Source organism: Pseudomonas bananamidigenes (assembly GCF_001679645.1).
Taxonomy (GTDB): domain Bacteria; phylum Pseudomonadota; class Gammaproteobacteria; order Pseudomonadales; family Pseudomonadaceae; genus Aquipseudomonas; species Aquipseudomonas bananamidigenes.
The window spans coordinates 24,915-43,660 of record NZ_LRUN01000010.1; the positions used below are offsets into that span (position 1 = coordinate 24,915).

The 18,746-nt window shown below is 60.6% G+C and carries 13 protein-coding genes; 4 read left to right on the forward strand and 9 right to left on the reverse strand.

What is annotated here, in order from left to right; genetic code table 11:
• Positions 1 to 59 precede the first annotated feature (59 nt).
• From pgm to BBF94_RS04720, 4 genes are all read right to left on the reverse strand, one after another.
• Positions 60 to 1,706, reverse strand: a complete 1,647-nt coding sequence (pgm, locus tag BBF94_RS04705; protein WP_065257886.1) for a phosphoglucomutase (alpha-D-glucose-1,6-bisphosphate-dependent) — start codon at positions 1,704 to 1,706, stop codon at positions 60 to 62.
• Positions 1,707 to 1,815: 109 nt separating this feature from the next.
• Positions 1,816 to 3,216, reverse strand: a complete 1,401-nt coding sequence (locus BBF94_RS04710; RefSeq protein WP_065257887.1) for an aminotransferase-like domain-containing protein — start codon at positions 3,214 to 3,216, stop codon at positions 1,816 to 1,818.
• Between the two features lie 49 nt (positions 3,217 to 3,265).
• A complete protein-coding gene (locus BBF94_RS04715) occupies positions 3,266 to 4,720 on the reverse strand; it encodes a hypothetical protein (RefSeq protein WP_065257888.1) in 1,455 nt (484 codons plus the stop codon).
• A gap of 545 nt (positions 4,721 to 5,265) precedes the next feature.
• The gene (locus BBF94_RS04720) at positions 5,266 to 6,288 is read right to left on the reverse strand and encodes a zinc-dependent alcohol dehydrogenase family protein (protein WP_065257889.1); all 1,023 of its coding nucleotides are present in this window, start codon (positions 6,286 to 6,288) and stop codon (positions 5,266 to 5,268) included.
• A gap of 270 nt (positions 6,289 to 6,558) precedes the next feature.
• On the opposite strand from BBF94_RS04720, the gene BBF94_RS04725 reads away from it, so the two are divergent.
• A complete protein-coding gene (locus BBF94_RS04725; protein ID WP_065257890.1) occupies positions 6,559 to 7,473 on the forward strand; it encodes a LysR family transcriptional regulator in 915 nt (304 codons plus the stop codon).
• A gap of 133 nt (positions 7,474 to 7,606) precedes the next feature.
• On the opposite strand, the gene BBF94_RS04730 is transcribed toward BBF94_RS04725, so the two are convergent.
• The 5 genes from BBF94_RS04730 to BBF94_RS04750 form a co-directional block, all read right to left on the reverse strand.
• Positions 7,607 to 8,428: a MipA/OmpV family protein gene (locus BBF94_RS04730; RefSeq protein ID WP_065258019.1), complete on the reverse strand. Its 822-nt coding sequence runs from the start codon at positions 8,426 to 8,428 to the stop codon at positions 7,607 to 7,609.
• A 229-nt stretch (positions 8,429 to 8,657) separates the two neighbouring features.
• Positions 8,658 to 9,170: an acyloxyacyl hydrolase gene (locus tag BBF94_RS04735; protein WP_065257891.1), complete on the reverse strand. Its 513-nt coding sequence runs from the start codon at positions 9,168 to 9,170 to the stop codon at positions 8,658 to 8,660.
• Positions 9,171 to 9,306: 136 nt separating this feature from the next.
• Positions 9,307 to 10,485 carry an ATP-binding protein gene (locus BBF94_RS04740; RefSeq protein WP_065257892.1) on the reverse strand — a complete coding sequence of 393 codons (1,179 nt, stop codon included), beginning with the start codon at positions 10,483 to 10,485 and terminating at the stop codon, positions 9,307 to 9,309.
• Between the two features lie 5 nt (positions 10,486 to 10,490).
• A complete protein-coding gene (locus BBF94_RS04745; RefSeq protein ID WP_065257893.1) occupies positions 10,491 to 11,177 on the reverse strand; it encodes a response regulator transcription factor in 687 nt (228 codons plus the stop codon).
• A 109-nt stretch (positions 11,178 to 11,286) separates the two neighbouring features.
• Positions 11,287 to 12,471, reverse strand: a complete 1,185-nt coding sequence (locus BBF94_RS04750; RefSeq protein WP_065257894.1) for a sugar transporter — start codon at positions 12,469 to 12,471, stop codon at positions 11,287 to 11,289.
• 345 nt (positions 12,472 to 12,816) lie between these two features.
• On the opposite strand from BBF94_RS04750, the gene mexE reads away from it, so the two are divergent.
• The 3 genes from mexE to BBF94_RS04765 are packed head-to-tail and all read left to right on the forward strand — an operon-like array spanning position 12,817 to position 18,695.
• A complete protein-coding gene (gene mexE, locus BBF94_RS04755) occupies positions 12,817 to 14,070 on the forward strand; it encodes a multidrug efflux RND transporter periplasmic adaptor subunit MexE (RefSeq protein ID WP_065257895.1) in 1,254 nt (417 codons plus the stop codon).
• 15 nt (positions 14,071 to 14,085) lie between these two features.
• Positions 14,086 to 17,277, forward strand: a complete 3,192-nt coding sequence (locus BBF94_RS04760) for an efflux RND transporter permease subunit (protein WP_065257896.1) — start codon at positions 14,086 to 14,088, stop codon at positions 17,275 to 17,277.
• Positions 17,274 to 18,695 (forward strand): efflux transporter outer membrane subunit, encoded by a 1,422-nt coding sequence (locus BBF94_RS04765; RefSeq protein WP_065257897.1) that lies wholly within the window; start codon positions 17,274 to 17,276, stop codon positions 18,693 to 18,695. Before BBF94_RS04760 ends, BBF94_RS04765 begins: the two co-directional genes overlap by 4 nt.
• Positions 18,696 to 18,746: the final 51 nt, after the last annotated feature.

The following is an 18,746-nucleotide window of genomic DNA, read 5'->3' on the forward strand; positions in this document are numbered from 1 at the left end:
CTGAATGACGGGCAAAAAAAGGGCGACCGCTTGGGTCGCCCTTTTCTATTGAGCACCGATCACTGGGTGGAAATTGCACCATCGACCAGCGTTTGCGCTTCGGCCACCAGTTGCTTGAGGTGGTCATCGCCAATGAAGCTTTCGGCGTAGATCTTGTAGATGTCCTCGGTGCCCGAAGGACGTGCCGCGAACCAGCCGTTTTCGGTCATGACCTTCAGACCGCCGATGGCCTGGTCGTTGCCCGGCGCCTTGCTGAGAATGCTCTGGATCTTCTCGCCCGCCAGTTCGGTCGAGGTCACTTGCTCCGGCGACAACTTGCTCAGCAGGGCTTTCTGCTCAGGGTTGGCCTTGGCATCGACACGTACCGAGAACGGTTCGCCCAGTTCTTCGGTCAGCGCACGGTAGGCCTGGCTTGGATCCCGTCCGGTGCGGGCGGTCATTTCAGCAGCCAGCAGGGCCGGGATCAAACCGTCCTTGTCGGTGCTCCAGACACCCCCGTCCTTGCGCAGGAACGATGCGCCGGCGCTTTCTTCGCCACCGAAACCCAGCGAGCCGTCGAACAGCCCGTCGGCAAACCACTTGAAGCCGACCGGCACTTCGTACAGGCGACGGCCCAGACGTTTGGCTACGCGATCAATCAGACCGCTGCTGACCACGGTTTTACCCACGGCCGCATCGGCGCGCCATTGCGGACGGTTCTGGAACAGGTAGTCGATCGATACCGCCAGATAATTGTTCGGCGCCAACAGACCGCCGGACGGAGTGACGATGCCGTGACGGTCGTGGTCCGGATCGCAGGCGAACGCCACGTCAAACCGTTCCTTGAGGCCGATCAGGCCTTGCATGGCGTGGCTGGAGGACGGGTCCATGCGGATCTGGCCATCCCAGTCGACGGTCATGAAACGGAACGTCGAATCGACTTCCTTGTTCACCACCTCGAGGTCCAGACGATAGTGCTCGGCGATGGCCGACCAGTAGCGCACCCCTGCTCCACCCAGCGGATCGACGCCCAGACGCAGCCCGGCGCCACGGATGGCATCGAAATCGATGACGTTGATCAGGTCGGCGACATAGGTGTTCACGTAATCGTGACGATGGGTGGTTGGCGCCTTGAGCGCCTGCTCGTAACCGATGCGTTTTACGCCTGCCAGCTTGTTGGCCAGCAGTTCGTTGGCCTTGGCTTCGATCCACTTGGTGATATGCGTGTCGGCCGGGCCGCCATTGGTTGGGTTGTATTTGAAACCGCCGCTTTGTGGCGGGTTGTGCGAAGGCGTGATGACGATACCGTCTGCGAGGCCGGTCGTGCGGCCACGGTTGTAGCAAAGAATGGCGTGGGACACGGCAGGCGTCGGCGTGTATTCGTCGCCTTCGGCGATCATGACCGTCACACCGTTGGCGGCCAGCACTTCAAGCGCGCTCGCGCCCGCCGGAGTCGAGAGCGCATGAGTATCAATGCCGACGAACAATGGACCGGTGATGCCTTGGGATTCGCGGTACAGGCAGATCGCCTGGCTGATCGCAAGTACGTGCCACTCGTTGAAACTCAGATCGAAGGAACTGCCACGATGCCCGGAGGTGCCAAATGCCACGCGCTGGGTGGAAATCGACGCGTCAGGCTGCCCGGTGTAATACGCCGTTACCAGTCGCGGGATGTCGACCAACAGTTCTGCCGGTGCCGGTTTGCCCGCAAAAGGACTGAGTGTCATGCAAAACCTCTGAAATAGAGTGGTTCAGGAAATTACAGCGGAGTTTACTGGCAGTTTGACCGTAGTGCGATGGGATCTATCCGGTCCATCCCCGATGTTTTTTAACAGCTCAGTCCCCGGGGGCCAACCGCAATGCATCGCCGAGCAAATCCACGACGCCCGCCAGCTCGGGGCCGCTGCTGCCGATGGCACTCAAACGCATATGCTGTGCGTGCATGCCCTGGGTACTGAACAATTCTCCCGGCGCGATCAGAACATGCTGCTTCAGCAGGCGCTGAAACACCGCCCCCATCGCTACCCGACGGGATGACTTTGCCCAGATCGTTGCGCCACCCTGCGGCTCGTCGAAATGCAGCGCATCACCCAGCCCTTCTCGCAGCAGCTCGATCAGCTGCGTACGGCGCTCCTTGAGCAGCCGCTTGAGCACGGGAAGGTGTTGATCGACCCGACCCGTTGCATACAGGCGGGCAATGGCTCTTTGACGAATCGGCGAAAGGCGGAACGAGCGCAGCAGAAAGTGCCGCTGCAGGTGATCACGCCACTGGCGAGCGAGCACGAAACCGTAAGGCGCCTCCACACCGATCACCTTTTCGAACGTGGAGAACACCAGCAGCCGATCGGGATCAAGCAGTTCCCGTAGCGGCCGCCGCTCACCGTCATCCCTCAACTCGCTGTAGCTGTCGTTTTCCAGCACCCAGATGCCCTGGCGTCTGAGCAGACCGGCAACAACTTCAAGGTTCTCCTGGGGGGCCAGGCTGCCATTGGGCATGTTCAATTGCGATGACAGCAGGACCAGCCGCACCGGCTCGGTTTCGAGCATCCACGCCAGTTGCTCGGGATCGATCACTCCACCGGGTTGCAGGGGCAACTCGATGATGCGCACATCCGCCGACTGAAGCAGGCGCAATATCACCCAGTCGCAGGGCGACTCCACCACTACGGTAGCGTGGCGCAGTTCGAGTACGGCAATCAGGATTTCCAGAACACTTCGCGTATCGGCGCCAATGTAGACATCTTCGGCGTGCCAGCAATGGGTGGGTGACGAGGTATAACGTGCGGCGAGCAATGTGCGCAGCTCCAGTTCGCCACACGGCTGAGCCAGCACCTGAGGCTGTCGGGGGTACTGACGCATCAGCTCCCTTTCGAGCATCAGCAACGGACCGTCCAGCGGTTGCACCGCAGCCGGGTCGTCGGCGCTCAAAACGCGCATCCCGGAATACCTGGCGTTGACATAGACGGTTTCCAGCAGGTCACTTCCCTGATCGGGCGGTTTGATCGCGGTCGCTGCCCGTGCGAAATAGCCTGACTTGGCCACGGAATAGACCCGACCTTCCTTTTCCAGCAGTGCATAGGCGTACTGAATGGTTGAAATCGACACGCCCAGACGCTCGGCCAGTTGCCGCAGGGAAGGCAACCGGAAGTCACTTGTGGCGCCAGGCTCGTCGATCAACTGGGTGAGGTATCGATAGACGGCCTGATAGGCGAAGTCGGATTCACGTGCGGCATTCATGAGCAGGCGTACGCCGACATGTTTTCGTCCCTGGACGACAGGCTCACACTCAACCTTCCGCAGAGCGGTCGCCCACGGCAACCATGTCGTCGTTGAATTCAGATGCCTGCGCGACCGGCTTATCACCGGAGATGGAGTCCATGGCATATAGCCGGCTGATCAGATGTACCGGCAACCCACTGACTTCGGTCATCCATTGCAGCACCTGGTCCGGGGCATGGAGCCCCTGCATGGCGCGGTGCAGATCCGGCATGGCGATCAACATGCCTGGATGGCAGGTCCGCAGAAAACGTTCAAGACCGGCACCGCCTTCGATGAAGGGCGTGAACAACAGGCAGACCAGTTGTGACTCACTGAGCCCGAAGCTCTGTTGCAGTGCAGCCAGCGCCAGCGACCTGTGCTCCGTCAGATCGGACAGATTGCCGAACGATGCCAGGAACCGTTCGCACACCGCCTCTGAAACGCTTTTGCGGCGCATCGCAGCCAGGCGACGCTGCAAGTAATCCGAAACACCGGCCTCGTATGAGCGCCCATCGACATGACAGGCGTGCAGTCCATTGAAGCAGGCTTCGACTATAGGGTCTTTGGACTCGACGTCACCCGTCTCGATCTGCAGTTCATCGGCCTGAAAACCGAGAAAATCGCTGAGCAGTGGCCATCGTTCCTCCATCTTGCCCGCCACGATATCGTCGATGCCGATGTAACAAGTACGCCGACAGGCCTCGAACTGACCTGACGGGCGCCAGGGTTGCAGATCCCCCTCCGGATAAAGCTCCCGATAGTAATCGCCGCCCATGCCATCGAGCAGACCGAACAACTCGTCGAAGCCGTTGGCCCGTTTCGGCAACGCACCCAGGCCTGCCTTGCGGGCTGCACGATCCAGGCCGTGCAGAAAGGACTCCTGGCTGCGGGCAGAGTCGCTGCCGACCAGCGCGTCGACGCCATTGTTCCAGCGAGCGACCTGGCCGAGAAACTCTGCTGTTGCCAGGTAAGTGTCATCCCATAGCGCCAGGTCTTCACCCTGCCCCCGGCGATGGCCGAGCATCAACAAATTGATGCAGTTTGCCTCACGGCCTGCTTCCGAGTCCGGCGCCTGGTGATTGAAGGGCAGAACCTCTCGATGGTCGACCATGAGCAGTTCGACCCTGGGGTCGTCATAAAGAAACAGCGCACTGAAGCTGCGATGCATGTTGTGCAACGCCGCCGGCGGCAGGGTTCCACCTCGCAGCGTCGCAACCCGCAGTTGAAAGGTCCCGGGAGCACGACCGGCAATGCTCAGTTGTGCCGCGCGCAAAAGGGCCAGGTTGTAACAGCACTCACGCGTGCCGGATTGAGTCACCATCACCTTGAATTCACCGAGACGATCCATGCCTCCGGCAGCTACCGCCAATCGCTGAATCAGTAGCTGCAATGCCGTGCGTTCCGCACGGGAAAAGAAACTCAGCAATCGTTGCAATACCTGTTGGTAAACATAGTTCATTGCCTGATCATGGATCGTGCTCATCAGTACTTCACCCGATATCAAAGGTTATACATTGCGCCGCCATAAACATCAGACAGGCAATCATTCTTCATTAATTAATAGACGCTGAAATGCTAACACTTAAGGTTTTGTAGTTATTTGAAACAGTTGTGCTCAAAACATCACAAGCCTTCGGCAGACGTGGCGCAAAGGCCAGCAATTACTGGGCCTCGCCGCTCGTTAAATTTTCTGAGGAAAATTCTTACAACGACCTGCGCACCATTAGCACAAGAAAAAAAGAAGGTATTACATAACCGCCCTACAGCAATTAAACAGAATCCGGAATATCGCTCAACAACAGCCGTCCGGTATTGCACAGGGCAAATAGAATGCACCGACATCGCTCATTCCTTGAGATGAAAACAATCACTCAATTATCAGGGTCTGAAGGGCGATTAGAAGATACAGATCAAGAGTAAAAACCAGCTCAGTTACTGAACTCCCCAGGCATCGCACCCAGGGTTTCTCAAGGTCTGAAGGAAGAAACGCACAAGAGTCCGTGAGGTCACGGACTCTGATGGCAAGGGTCAGGCAGGTTCGACTTGCAGCGCAACGCGCTCACGACAAGGGCATTCGTCCATGTAACGGTGCGCCTCGACAAACTCGTTGAACGGGAAAACCCGGGTCTTGAGCGGCACCAGCACGCGGTCGGCGGTCAATTGGTTGATGTCACGCAGGGCACGTTGCAGGGCGACATGATCCTGGACGATCCCCAGTTCCGGTTTACCGGTGAAATTGCCGATGCAGTGCACGAAGAACTGGATGTTCTTCTGGAACGCCGCGCAGGCCGGAAACGGCGTCTGGTTGCCACCCTGCAGGCCATAAAGCACCAGGCTGCCGCGTGGCGCAAGCACATCGCCCAACAACGACATCTGCGGCCCGCCGAGACCGTCGAACACCACGTCGACGCCACGGTTGTCGGTGATCTTGTTGATTCGCATCAACAGATCTTCCTCTTCGGTGACAATCACCTTTTCGGCACCCAGAGACAGCAGGTATTCACGTTCTTCCGCGGTTTTCGTGGCAGCAATCACCCGTACACCCAAGGCCTTGCCCAGCTGGACAAAGGATGGACCGGCGCAATGGCTGGCATCGGTGACCAGCGCAAACTGCCCCGGTTTGACCCGTGCCAGATCGACGTAACCGAAATAGGCGATCAGCAGCGGCGTGTAATGCACGCTGGCTTCGATCGGGTTGAGCACGTCCGGGTAACGGGTCAGGGCGGTACGTGGCAGAACGATCAGTTCGCCGTAGACCGGATAGTCGTTGGGACTCTCGGCCGGGAAGCTGGCCACCTTGTCACCCACGATCAAGTCTTCGACGCCATCGCCGATGGCTGTCACCACGCCGGCCATTTCATGGCCCAGCCCGGACGGCAGGCGGGCCTGGGACGAAGCCAGGTTCTGGCGCCAGAGTGTGTCGTACCAACTGATGCCGATCGCCTCGACACGCACCTGCACTTCGCCAGGACCTGGCTGAGCGGCCGCATGCTCTTCGCATTTGAGCACCTCGGCCGGACCAAACTTGTGAAAACGGATCGTGCGGGACATCGCAAACCTCGTCAAAGTAACCTCTAATGCCCTGAACTCTATCTGGGCTTTCCGGCCAAGACCATCAGTGGCCATTAATAGTCGACATGCCTGTCATTGATTCCGCAGTATGGCCAGCATTGGGAAAATCCATGAAAAAACTGGCTCTGCCTGCTCAGTAAAGCTGAATTACCCGGTGCAGACTACCAGCCTTTCCCCGTAATATTCATGCCGGCCATTGTTCTCATATGGCTGCCCTCGTCAAGCTTGATGACTCTGCCAGGACTCCAGATGAATCGTAATGACCTGCGTCGTGTCGACCTGAACCTGTTGATCGTATTCGAAACCCTGATGCACGAACGCAGCGTGACCCGCGCGGCGGAAAAGCTGTTTCTCGGCCAGCCGGCGATCAGTGCGGCGCTCTCGCGCCTGCGTGGTCTGTTCGATGATCCGCTGTTTGTGCGCACCGGGCGCAGCATGGAACCCTCCGCCCGGGCGGTGGAAATCTTCGCCCTGCTCTCCCCGGCGCTGGATTCGATTTCGACGGCGGTCAGCCGTGCGGCTGAATTCGACCCTGCCACCAGTACATCGGTGTTTCGCATCGGTCTGTCGGACGATGTCGAATTCGCGCTGCTGCCCATGCTGCTCAAACGTCTGCGCGCCGAGGCCCCGGGCATCGTGCTGGTGGTGCGCCGCGTCAACTACATTCTGATGCCCGGTCTGCTCGCCTCCGGCGAAATCTCCATCGGCGTCAGCTACACCACCGACCTGCCGGCCAACGCCAAGCGCAAGGTCTTGCGCCGCAGCCAGCCCAAACTGCTGCGCGCCGACACCGTACCCGGCCCGCTGAGCCTGGACGACTACTGCGCCCGCCCCCATGCGCTGGTGTCGTTCGCCGGCGACCTCAGTGGCTTCATCGATGAAGAACTGGAAAAACTCGGACGCAAGCGCCACGTCGTACTGGCCGTGCCGCAGTTCAACGGCTTGAGCACATTACTGGCCGGCACCGACATCGTCGCCACCGTTCCGGATTACACGGCGGAGGCGCTGACGTCTGCGGGCGGGGTCCGGGCGGAAGATCCACCGCTGCCGACGCGCACGTTCGAACTGCACATGGCCTGGCGCGGGTCGCAGGATAACGATCCGGGGGAGCGGTGGTTAAGGTCGCGGATTCAGATGTTTTTTGGGGATCCGGACAGCCTTTGAGCGAGTCGCTGAATATCCATAGACTGGCAAAGACAGCGAGGCACGCGCATCGCGACGCAATTCCGTGCAGCTGAGCCGGCCATCCCCAAAAGGCGGGGGCACCGGGCCCGCGCCCTATCTGCAGGAAGCGCAATCAGAACATGTACTGCACTCCGACGGTCGATGTCACCGGCGTATCCTGGCGCAGGATCGGGCTATGGCGGACCTGATCGGTGTAGTGCATTACATTCACGCTGGCGAGTGTCGACCAGTGCGAGTCGAACCGGTGCATCCATGACAGTTCGCCCGAGTAGGCATAAATGCCTTGGTCGGCCTTGAATCGATCAAAACCACTGTTATCACTTTGCAGGCCGGTGACGCCGAAGTAGGTCTGGTTGTAGCGGGCTTGCCCGGCGTGTGCATTGAGGCCGAAGGTAAACGTGTCTGCGTCGCTGTGGTAGAGCGTGCTCAACAGGCCGAGCTGATAGCGGTTGCCGCGCTTGTAGCCACCGGTACGCAGTTCGGCGTCGGCGGTGATCGCCAGCCAGGGCAGGATCTGCTGGGCCAGGTTGATGTCGACCACGGTCGCACTGCCCACCTCCCCCATACCTTTCAAACGGTCCGAGCCATCGCGATACTTGCTGTCACCGTCGGCGCGGCCAAAGTCGTAACCAAGCGACAGGCTGGCACTGAAACCACTGTCGAACTGGTGCTGGACCCCCACGCCCTTGAGGCTGTCAGCGAAGAAAATGCCACGCTGGACGGTCACCGATGGCAGCACGTGCCCGATGCTACCATTCGCGCCCATGTAGCGCGGCGCGGTGTGCAGGGCCAGGCCAGCGGTGACCTGGGTCTCGTCGCCCCAGAGGGTGTCCGCCGCAGTCTTTTCCTGCGCGCCGGCCTGGCTGCAGACCACTGCCGCGTTGAGGGCAAGCGATGTGCCCACTATCTTCTTGATGGACGTTGATTCGAACATGATGTTGACTCGCTGAATAAAGTTTTCGACACCGTGGAAACGCACCGGGGTTACGCGGCGCATTTCAACGGGCCGCACTCTAGCGAGGGTCTGTCAACGTTCCTTTCAGCGATTATCAAGGTTTCGTCAAGATGGCTGATTTTCTGGCCGATTCTGGCAATGGCGGACAGTGGGGAGTGAATCGGCCAGTTCTGCCGGGAAAACATCAGGCACACCGGTTCTGCTTGAACTAAAAGGCGTGACGGTAGAACAACGAGTACGACTCGATGCCGTCGTTCGGCTCCTTGATGCCGGCATTCGAGTAATGGATCACCCGCAGGCCGACACGGTCCTGGTTGGCGAATCTCAGACCCACGCCCAGGCGATCCTCGAAGTTAAAGGATGAGCCCAGGTTTTTGGCGCCCACCCGCGTGCCGGAAAACAGCGCAACGCCGACACCTGCTTCGATAAAGGGCACCACCGGACCTGCGGTAGTGAACTCGTAGACGAATACCGGGGCAAAGGACAGCGAGGTACGCGATGAGGCCTGTTTACCCGCGCCCCAGTGGGTCAGGCCGGTATCCCAGTACCCCGTCAGGTGGCCGCTTTCACTTTGCAGCCAGTGTTTGTGCCAGTCGAAGCCCAGGCCGATGCGGCCGGTGAATTCGCTTTGTCCGGTGGTGCCGAGGGCGCCGCTGATATCGGCAGCATGGGCATTACCCAAGGAACAGAAGACCAGGGCGGCGAGCATGTATTTTTTCATGTGATTGACTGCACGGTGAGTGATAACGAGGGCCGACGTCACGCATCGGCCCGATCGCCGGGCAGGTTAAGACGGCCCACTCAAGATTCCGTGCAGTGCATGTCAAGATTTGTTGAAGAATTGCGCCCAGCAAGTCCTAGAGGTTAACGGGCGTCACCAGGGGCAATGTCACCAGCAAGGCCATCCCGCCACCGTCCCGGCGCTGCGCCGAAATGCAGCCACCGTGGGCATCGCAGATCGCCTGGGCGATCGACAGGCCCAGTCCGCCACCTCCACTGACCCGCGCCCGCGACTGCTCCGCACGCCAGAAGCGTACGAACATGTTGCCCAGGTCCTTCTGATCCACCGCGTGGCCACGATCAAGAAACTCGATTTGTACACACCCTTTTGCCTCACGCAGGGCGACTCGGAGTTCGCGCCCTTCCGGGGCGTACTTGAGGGCATTCTCGATCAGGATGTTGAGCAGTTGGCCGACCCGCGCCCGATCGGCTTCCATCAACAGCGGATCGGCAAGCACCGTATGCAACTGCATACCGGCAGCCTCGAACTGTGGCGCGAACCACGCCAGGCGCTCCTCGACCAGTCTGGCCGGCGAAAACAGGCTGATGTGCAATTGCAGTTGCCCGGCATGGGCCAGTGACAGCAGGTGCAGGTCACCCACCAGGGTGTTGAGGTTGTACAGCTGGCTCTGCACCAGGCGCAGCTGCTCGGGCGTCATCGGAAACACCTCGTCGAGCATGCCCTGTACCCGCCCCAGGGCTGCATTGAGCGGAGTGCGCAGTTCGTGGGCCAGGTTGGAGCTCGACTCGGCCACCTCGCTTTCGTACAGCGCCAGACGTTCGACCAGTTTGTTGAAGTCGGTGCACAGGCGCTGCATTTCCTTGGGCTGGCGCGGGTGCTGACGGACCCGCACGCCGAGGTCGCCCTCGGCCACCCGCCTCGCCCCTTCGGCGATCTGACGAAACTGCCGGGACAGCGGCCTTGAGAGGTAGAGACCGACGATCAGCGTGAACGGAATGACCACGATGACGAAACCGTACAGCACCAGCCAGTCGATGCTGTTGCCGGGACCGGGAAGAAAGTCGTGAATGTCGTAGTAGGTCTGCATCAACTGCCACAGCCTGGACTCGTTGCGCGGAACATCGACCAGGCCGGCCAGCATTTCGGCGCGATCCGCAGGCCGCATCGACTGCAGTACCAGGTAGTCCCTGATCCAGAAATACAGGTACATGCACACGGTGATCGTGATCACCGCGCCAACGGCGAGCAGGGTCATTCTCAGGCCGACCCACAGCCACAGCGGACGTTTGCGCATGACGATCAGCGGAACCGGTAGCCTACGGAGCGCACGGTCACCAGCACACCGGTGATGCCCAGGGCCTCGAGCTTGCGTCGCAGATTGTGTACGTGAGTATCGATGATGCGCAGCAGCGCATCGCTTTCGGGCATGCACAGCTCAAGCAGTTCCACGCGGCTGAAGGCCTTTGTGGGAGCACGCAGCAATGCGGCGAGCAGGAGCAGTTCCGAACGGGTCAGGTCGAGCACATGCTCCTCGCCCCCCACCTGCACCCCGGCCACAAAGCGCTCGGCATCGACCCAGACGCCCTGACACTCAAGGCGCTGGCGACTGTCGGCAGGCGCCCCGTAGCGGCGCAACACCGCGTGCACCCGGGCCACCACTTCCTTGGGGTTGCAGGGTTTGACCACGTAATCGTCGGCGCCGTAGCGCAGGGCGCCGATCTTGTCCGGCTCGTCACCGATGGCGGTGACCATGATCACCGGCGTATCGGCATCGCGACGGATCTCGCTCAGCAGCTCCGGACCGGAGAGTTTCGGCAGCATCATGTCCAGCAACACGATCGCCGGCGTCCGTTGGCGGAACAGGGCGAGTCCGCGGGCGCCATCCTCGGCGATGTCCACCTCAAAGCCATCGCGCTTGAGGTAGGCCTCCAGAATGCTTGCGCCATCGGCATCATCCTCGACGATCAATACGCGTTTGGGGGTCATGGGTTACCTCGAAGATCTTGCTGCCGGATCGGAAGGCGGCGCAGCTTAGCACGGGATTCAGACGTGCGATGTGCCGGGTTTGAATGCAGGTTGCAGGCGACTCAAGAGCTCAACAGGAAGCCCCGGATCGAGCCACCCGATAGACCGACAGGCAGTAAATCAGCAACGCCGACGCCGCCAATATCCCGCCCACCACGCCGACATAAGCAAAACCAAACTGGCTCCCCACCCAGCTCCCCATCAGCGCCCCGCCGCCAATGCCGATGTTGTAGATCCCCGAAAACAGCGCCATCGCCACATCGGTGGCGTCAGGCGCCAGCACCAGCACCCGGGATTGCAACGCAAGGCCGAACGCCATGATCGCCATCCCCCAGAACACGCTCAGCGCACACAGGTACGAGACGCTGCCGTTCAGAGGCAGCAGCAACGCCAGGCACAGTGCGAGCAGCGATACGGCAACGATCAGAAAACGCGACGGGCTGTAGCGATGCAGCCAGCTGAACAGCACAGATCCGAAAATACCCGCACCACCGAAGATCAGCAGGATGAGCGTCACCGTCTCGCCGCTCATGCCTGCCACGACCTGAATGAACGGCTCGACATAGCTGTAAGCCGTGAAATGCGCGGTCACGACCATGGCGGTCAGGATGTAGATCGCCACCAGCGCCGGCCGCTTCAACAACATGGGCAGACTTCTGAGTGAGCCGGAATTCTGGCTGGGCAACAGCGGCAAGACTCTGGCCAGCCAGAGCACCAGCGTGGCGGCCAGCGCGGCGATTGCGATAAACGTCGTCCGCCAGCCCATGGCTTCGCCCAATAACCGACCGAGGGGAATACCGAGCACCATTGCCAGGGAAGTCCCGGTTGCCAACAGACCGAGAGCCTGCACCTGCTTGCCCGGTGGCGCCAGGCGTACTGCCAGCGAGGCGGTGATGGACCAGAACAATGCGTGCGACAACGCCACACCCATCCGGCTCAGCAGCAGGACCGCGAAGCTTGTCGCCAGACTCGACAGGACGTGGCTGACAATGAACATGCCGAACAGGACGAGCAACAACTTGCGCCGCTCGACGTTGCGCGTCAGCAGCATGATGGGCAGCGACGTCAGCGACACCACCCAGGCATAGATGGTCAGCATCAGCCCGACCTGCGCCGACGTCATGTCGAAACTGCCGCCGATCGAACTCAACAGACCGACAGGCACGAACTCGGTGGTGTTGAAGACGAATGCAGCCAGTGCCAGCGCGATGACCGAGTACCAGTTGCCGCTGGTTGTAGCCGTAGAGTCGTTCATTTACAGGTCGTTCCAACTGTCGGTTTTGCGCACACCTTGTGCCGGAAAACTTCAGACGACAGGTGGTTCGATGGCGACTCTACTATAAAGAAGCACGATCGGCTTCCTCGCTGCATGGCTCCACGCTTTGAAGCCCTCTTCAGCCGGTTCATGACTGTTGCATTCACGGCAACACAGATTTGTCATGGAATACATTGATAGCCCCCTAACGAAAGACGCATGCTAGAGGGCTTCGCTCGGTCTTATATCATTCCGAATGATAGTTACCTTCGTGTCATTCGATTCGTTTGCTATCTACCCGCCGAGCATCATCCGCCCATCTTCAATACATTGGCGGATGCATCCATGGAACAATCACTCAAACATTTGCGCTTCCCGTTGGCTTTGTTGGCCGTGATGGTGATGAGCGCCTGCGGCAAAGCCCCGGAGACCGCCGCCACCATGCCCGCTGCCAAAGTCAGCGTGGCCAAGGTGCTTGAACAGCCGGTCAACGAGTGGGACGAATTCACCGGGCGCCTCGAGGCGCCGGAAACCGTTGAAATCCGTCCACGGGTCTCCGGCCAGATCGACGAAGTCGCCTTCACCGAAGGTGCATTGGTCAAAAAGGGCGACCTGCTGTTCCAGATCGACCCGCGTCCGTTCCAGGCCGAGGTTCGCCGCCTTGAAGCCCTGGTTGCTCAGGCCCGTGCCAATGCCACCCGTAGCGAAAACGAAGCCGGCCGTGGCGAACGTCTGCGCGCCAGCAACGCAATTTCCGCCGAACTGGCCGACTCGCGCACCAGCGCTGCACAAGAAGCCCGCTCCGCCGTGGGTGCACTGCAGGCCCAACTGGACCTGGCCAAACTGAACCTGAGCTTCACCCGCGTGACCGCACCGATCAGCGGTCGCGTCAGCCGTGCGGAGATCACCGCCGGCAACCTGGTGACTGCCGACACCACTCCACTGACCAGCGTGGTTTCCACCGACAAGGTCTACGCCTACTTCGACGCCGATGAACGCGTGTTCCTCAAATACACCCAACTCGCCCGTCAGGGTCAGCGCGGTGCGACCACGCCGGTGTACATGGGCCTGTCCAACGAAGACGGCAACCCGCACCTGGGCCAGATGAACTTCGTCGACAACCAGGTCAACCCCAAGACCGGCACCATCCGTGGTCGCGCCGTGTTCGACAACAGCGATGGCACCTACACCCCGGGTCTCTATGCGCGTCTGAAACTGGTCGGCAGCGGCACCTACAACGCCATGCTGATCAATGACGAAGCGGTCGGCACCGACCTCGGCAAGAAATTCGTACTGGTGATGGATGGCGACAACAAGACCGCCTACCGCCCGGTGGAACTCGGGCCGAAGATCGAAGGCTTGCGCATCGTGCGCAGCGGCCTGAACAAGGACGACACGATCATCGTCAAGGGGCTGCAACGGGTTCGCCCAGGCTCTCCGGTATCGCCTGAAGTGATTCCGATGGCCAGCGAACAGACCCTCGCTGCACTGGCTCAACAACGACAAGCGCTGGAAGCCAGCAACCTGCCCAAAGTCGCACCTGCCAAAGGCGCACAGGGTTCGGTTGTGAAACTGGCTGCTACGGCCCCACGCGGTTAAGGGACGACAACTCCGATGAATTTTTCCCGATTCTTCATTTCACGGCCGATCTTCGCAGCGGTGCTTTCGCTGCTGATTCTGATCGCCGGCGCCATCTCGCTGTTCCAGCTGCCGATCAGCGAATACCCGGAAGTCGTGCCGCCAACCGTGGTGGTGCGTGCCAACTTCCCGGGCGCCAACCCCAAAGTCATCGGTGAAACCGTGGCCGCTCCACTGGAACAGGCCATCACCGGCGTCGAGAACATGCTGTACATGTCCTCGCAGTCGACCGCCGACGGCAAGATCACCCTGACCATCACCTTCGCCCTGGGTACCGACCTGGACAACGCGCAGGTGCAGGTTCAGAACCGTGTGACCCGTACCGAACCGAAACTTCCCGAGGAAGTGACGCGTATTGGTATCACCGTCGACAAGGCTTCGCCCGACCTGACCATGGTTGTGCACTTGACCTCGCCGGACAAGCGCTACGACATGCTGTATCTGTCCAACTACGCGATCCTCAACATCAAGGACGAGCTGGCTCGCCTGGGCGGTGTCGGTGACGTGCAGCTGTTCGGCATGGGCGACTACTCGCTGCGTGTCTGGCTCGACCCGAACAAGACCGCTTCGCGCAACCTGACCGCCACGGATGTGGTGACGGCCATTCGCGAACAGAACCGTCAGGTGGCGGCCGGTCAGCTCGGCGCACCTCCCGCGCCGAATGCCCAGAGCTTTCAACTGTCGATCAACACCCAGGGCCGCCTGGTGTCCGAGGAAGAGTTCGAGAACATCATCATTCGCGCAGGCGATAACGGTGAGATCACTCGTCTGAAGGACATTGCCCGAGTCGAGCTGGGTTCCAGCCAATACGCCCTGCGTTCGCTGCTGAACAATCAGCCGGCCGTGGCGATCCCGATCTTCCAGCGCCCGGGTTCCAATGCCATCGAAATTTCCAACGAAGTTCGCGGCAAGATGGAAGAGCTGAAAAAGAACTTCCCGCAGGGCATGGACTACAGCATCGTCTATGACCCCACGATCTTCGTGCGCGGCTCCATCGAAGCGGTGGTTCACACCCTGTTCGAAGCACTGATCCTCGTGGTTCTGGTAGTGATCCTGTTCCTGCAGACCTGGCGTGCGTCGATCATTCCGCTGGTGGCGGTGCCGGTATCGCTGATCGGTACGTTTGCGGTGATGCACCTGTTCGGCTTCTCGCTCAATGCCCTGTCCTTGTTCGGTCTGGTACTGGCGATCGGTATCGTGGTGGACGACGCTATCGTGGTGGTGGAAAACGTCGAGCGAAACATCGAACTGGGGCTCAAGCCGTTCGAAGCAACCCAACGGGCCATGGGTGAGGTGACCGGCCCGATCATCGCCACGGCACTGGTGCTGTGCGCCGTGTTCGTGCCTGCGGCATTCATTTCCGGCCTGACCGGCCAGTTCTACAAGCAGTTCGCCCTGACCATCGCGATTTCGACGGTGATCTCGGCCTTCAACTCGCTGACCCTGTCGCCGGCTCTGGCCGCGGTACTGCTCAAGGGCCACGACGCGCCGAAGGACCGGTTCTCCCGGGTGCTGGACAAGTTGCTGGGGGGCTGGCTGTTCCGTCCCTTCAACCGCTTCTTCGAAAAGGCCAGCCATGGTTACGTCGGTACCGTGCGCCGGGTCATCCGCAGCAGCGGCATCGCCCTGTTGCTGTACGCAGGTCTGATGGTGCTGACCTTCTTCGGTTTCTCCAGCACGCCAACCGGTTTCGTACCCGGTCAGGACAAACAATACCTGGTGGCCTTCGCGCAACTGCCGGACGCCGCGAGCCTGGACCGCACCGAAGATGTGATCAAGCGCATGTCCGACCTGGCGCTGAAACAGCCAGGCGTGGAAAGTGCCGTGGCTTTCCCCGGCCTGTCGATCAACGGTTTCACCAACAGTCCGAACGCCGGCATCGTGTTCGTGACGTTGAAACCGTTCGATGAGCGTAAAGACCCGAGCATGTCCGCCGGTGCGATTGCCGGTGCCTTGAACGGCCAGTACGCCGGGATCCAGGAAGCCTACATGGCGATCTTCCCGCCGCCGCCGGTACAAGGTCTGGGCACCATCGGTGGTTTCCGCCTGCAAATCGAAGACCGGGGCAACCTGGGTTACGAGGAGCTGTACAAGGAAACCATGAACATCATCACCAAGAGCCACAATGTTCCGGAACTGGCCAACCTGTTCACCAGCTACACCGTGAACGTGCCGCAGATCGATGCCGCCATCGACCGGGAAAAGGCCAAGACCCACGGCGTGGCCGTCAGCGACATCTTCGACACCCTGCAGATTTACCTGGGTTCGCTGTATGCCAACGACTTCAACCGCTTCGGACGCACCTATCAGGTCAACGTTCAGGCCGAACAGCAGTTCCGGCTCGAATCCGACCAGATCGGTCAATTGAAAGTGCGCAACAACAAGGGCGAAATGATCCCGCTGGCGACCTTCATCAAGGTCAGTGACACCTCGGGCCCGGATCGCGTGATGCATTACAACGGTTTCATCACCGCGGAAATCAACGGTGCGGCGGCCCCGGGCTACAGCTCCGGTCAGGCTCAGGCGGCCATCGAGAAACTGCTCAAGGATGAACTTCCGAACGGCATGACCTACGAGTGGACCGACCTGACCTACCAGCAGATCCTGGCCGGCAACACTGCACTGTTCGTGTTCCCGCTCTGCGTATTGCTGGCGTTCCTGGTACTCGCCGCGCAGTACGAAAGCTGGAGCCTGCCGCTTGCGGTGATCCTGATCGTACCGATGACGCTGCTGTCGGCCATCACCGGTGTGATTGCATCGGGCGGTGACAACAACATCTTCACCCAGATCGGCCTGATCGTACTGGTGGGTCTGGCGTGCAAGAACGCGATCCTGATCGTCGAGTTCGCCAAGGATAAACAACAGGAAGGCCTCAGCCCGCTGGCTGCGGTACTGGAAGCCTGCCGCCTGCGTCTGCGGCCGATCCTGATGACCTCGGTGGCTTTCATCATGGGTGTCGTGCCGCTGGTGCTCTCCAGTGGTGCCGGTGCCGAGATGCGTCATGCCATGGGCGTGGCGGTGTTCTCCGGAATGCTCGGGGTGACCTTCTTCGGTCTGTTGCTGACGCCGGTGTTCTACGTCCTGATCCGCAACTTCGTGGAGCGCAGCGAAGCTCGCAAAGCGGCCAAGGCGAACAATCTTCAAAAGCCACTGGAGGCGCACCCATGAGTCTGAAAGTCTTCCTGCCGAGTCTGCTGGTGCTGGCCCTGAGTGCCTGCGCCGTCGGCCCCGACTACAAGACCCCGGCCACGGAGGCAGCCCACATCACGGCCGCCTCCGACGGTGCCGCCGGCCAGAAGAACTTTGACCGTTCGAAGTTCGAAGGCATCTGGTGGCAACAGTTCGACGATCCGACCCTCAACCAGTTGGTGACCCAGTCGCTGCAGGGCAACCGTCAGTTGCGCGTGGCCTTCGCTCGCTGGAAAGCAGCCCGGGCCATCCGCGACGATGTCAGCAACGATGCAATGCCGACCATCACCAGCCGCGCCAGCAGCAATCTGGGCAAGGGGCAGATTCCCGGCCAGACCACCCAACGGGTCAACAGCGAACGCTATGACCTGGGTCTGGACATGGCCTGGGAGGTCGACCTGTTTGGTCGCATCCAGCGCAACCTGGAAGCCAGCGAAGCCGATCAGCAGGCTGCCGAAGCCGATCTGTACCAGCTGCAAGTCACCATGATTGCCGAACTGGTGGACGCCTACGGTCAATTGCGTGGCGCCCAGCTGCGGGAAAAGATCGCCGTGGCCAACCTGGAAAACCAGCAGGAGTCACGCAAGATCACCATCAGCCTGCGTGACGCCGGCGTTGGCGATCAGCTCGATGTCGAACGCGCCGATGCCCGTCTGGCATCGGTCGAAGCCAGCGTGCCGCAATTGCAGGCCGAACAGGTACGGCAGAAGAACCGCATCGCGACCTTGCTGGGCGAGCGTCCGGACAAGCTGACCGTCGACCTGAGCCCGAAGGACTTGCCCGCCATTGCCAAGGCATTGCCGATCGGTGATCCGGGTGAACTGCTGCAACGTCGTCCGGACATCCTCAGCGCCGAACGCAAACTGGCATCCGCCACGGCGCGTATCGGTGTGGCCAAGGCCGACCTGTTCCCACGGGTCAGCCTCAGCGGCTTCCTCGGCTGGACCGCCGGGCGCGGTTCGCAGATCGGCTCCTCGGCGGCCAACGCCTGGGCACTGGGCCCGAGCATCACCTGGGCAGCGTTCGACCTTGGCAGCGTGCGGGCCCGTCTGCGGGGTGCCGACGCCGACGCCGAGGGCGCGCTGGCGACCTACGAGCAACAAGTGCTGTTGGCGCTGGAAGAATCCGAGAACGCTTTCAGCGACTACGGCAAACGCCAGCAACGTTTGATCTCGCTCATTCGTCAGAGTGAATCGAGCCGCAAGGCCGCCGATCTGGCTGAGATCCGCTATCGCGAAGGCACCACCGATTTCCTGGTGTTGCTCGACGCCCAGCGTGAACGTTTGAATGCCGAAGACAGCCAGGCCCAGGCCGAAGTCGATCTGTATCGCGGCATCGTGGCGATCTACAAGGCCCTCGGTGGCGGCTGGCAACCGGAAACGGTCGCCAGCAAGTAACAGGTTTTCAAAGAGCTCCTTTGGTTGGCCGCAACCAACCAATTTTTTGCC

Excerpts from the sequence above, each read along its gene's own strand:
- BBF94_RS04765 (WP_065257897.1), top strand. The coding sequence starts at position 17,274 with ATGAGTCTGAAAGTCTTCCTGCCGAGTCTGCTGGTGCTGGCCCTGAGT.
- pgm (WP_065257886.1), bottom strand. The coding sequence starts at position 1,706 with ATGACACTCAGTCCTTTTGCGGGCAAACCGGCACCGGCAGAACTGTTG.
- BBF94_RS04725 (WP_065257890.1), top strand. The coding sequence starts at position 6,559 with ATGAATCGTAATGACCTGCGTCGTGTCGACCTGAACCTGTTGATCGTA.
- BBF94_RS04715 (WP_065257888.1), bottom strand. The coding sequence starts at position 4,720 with ATGAGCACGATCCATGATCAGGCAATGAACTATGTTTACCAACAGGTA.
- BBF94_RS04750 (WP_065257894.1), bottom strand. The coding sequence starts at position 12,471 with ATGAACGACTCTACGGCTACAACCAGCGGCAACTGGTACTCGGTCATC.
- BBF94_RS04740 (WP_065257892.1), bottom strand. The coding sequence starts at position 10,485 with ATGCGCAAACGTCCGCTGTGGCTGTGGGTCGGCCTGAGAATGACCCTG.
- BBF94_RS04720 (WP_065257889.1), bottom strand. The coding sequence starts at position 6,288 with ATGTCCCGCACGATCCGTTTTCACAAGTTTGGTCCGGCCGAGGTGCTC.
- mexE (WP_065257895.1), top strand. The coding sequence starts at position 12,817 with ATGGAACAATCACTCAAACATTTGCGCTTCCCGTTGGCTTTGTTGGCC.
- BBF94_RS04735 (WP_065257891.1), bottom strand. The coding sequence starts at position 9,170 with ATGAAAAAATACATGCTCGCCGCCCTGGTCTTCTGTTCCTTGGGTAAT.
- BBF94_RS04730 (WP_065258019.1), bottom strand. The coding sequence starts at position 8,428 with ATGTTCGAATCAACGTCCATCAAGAAGATAGTGGGCACATCGCTTGCC.
- BBF94_RS04745 (WP_065257893.1), bottom strand. The coding sequence starts at position 11,177 with ATGACCCCCAAACGCGTATTGATCGTCGAGGATGATGCCGATGGCGCA.
- BBF94_RS04760 (WP_065257896.1), top strand. The coding sequence starts at position 14,086 with ATGAATTTTTCCCGATTCTTCATTTCACGGCCGATCTTCGCAGCGGTG.
- BBF94_RS04710 (WP_065257887.1), bottom strand. The coding sequence starts at position 3,216 with ATGAATGCCGCACGTGAATCCGACTTCGCCTATCAGGCCGTCTATCGA.